A 918-nucleotide genomic window follows, 5' to 3' on the forward strand; every position below is an offset into this window, starting at 1 on the left:
GTGCTACCCGGCCCGGTCAACGTGGCTGACTGCCGTTGCGCTGCGTCGTCCGGGTGTTCGAGCGCTGGTAGGGCGCCGCGCCGACGTGCGCAGTCGCTTCCGCGTCGATCAGATCCTGCGACGCGGTCTGCAGGGTCTGCGCATCATCTGCCTGGCGTCGGTGGACCGGAGCAGCTCCAGTAGACCGAGTAGTGCAGAGTGGTGCGGGGCCATCGTGTGGTGTCCTCTCTGCGAGTTTTGGTCGGTTCACAGAGCTTCACGCGATGGCCCCTGTCCGTCCGGGACCGATACGCCGAACCTTATTGATCGGCTTGTCTTGATCTATATCGCTCGAGCGAGGCTCACCCTTTCCGTCCTTCCCGGCGGGCCTGTTCCTGTGTCCGTTGCTACTCATGGCCTGACTTATGGCCAATTGAATCGCTATAAAGACCAGAACGGCTCAACCGACATGCAATTCGACAATTATCGTATCGCCTGCCTTAATTACCAGATCTCCAGCATCAAATTCTAGAACAGATCCAGCCAAGTCGCCTACATCATTGCGCAGGTCCGCCACGCCGACAACTCTATCGAAACCCACATCTCCTATTAATGTTTCCAGCCGAGAAAATTCCCATGATCTTGGCGGCCAGCACCATTCAGGAAGTTTAGGCCAAGTACCAAAATCTACCCTCAGAGTCCAGTCTGTGGCCGACGTAAAAAGGATAGATCCATCGTCCCTGAAGACAAGTTCCACTGAATCCAAGGATGGCCCAGCACCGATACTCTGACTCAAATAGAAGATACCCTCTAGGCTAGCAGCCTCCCGGCCAAGAATCTTGCGCAATAGTTCCACGACCAGCCTCCACATTAACCATCATTTCAAAAATGGACTCGCAGCTTCAAACCACCCATTCGGGCGGGACATCGGAAACATGG

Annotated in this window: 2 protein-coding genes; both read right to left on the bottom strand. The window is 55.6% G+C overall.

All coding sequences use genetic code 11. The features are described 5' to 3' along the window. Positions 1–16: 16 nt before the first annotated feature. A complete protein-coding gene (locus MJ783_RS23820) occupies positions 17–250 on the bottom strand; it encodes a transposase (RefSeq protein ID WP_370651776.1) in 234 nt (77 codons plus the stop codon). A gap of 189 nt (positions 251–439) precedes the next feature. Continuing rightward, positions 440–835, bottom strand: a complete 396-nt coding sequence (locus tag MJ783_RS22305) for a hypothetical protein (RefSeq protein ID WP_239313623.1) — start codon at positions 833–835, stop codon at positions 440–442. Positions 836–918 lie beyond the last annotated feature (83 nt).

The organism is Protofrankia sp. Cj3, assembly GCF_917627355.1.
Taxonomy (GTDB): domain Bacteria; phylum Actinomycetota; class Actinomycetes; order Frankiales; family Frankiaceae; genus Protofrankia.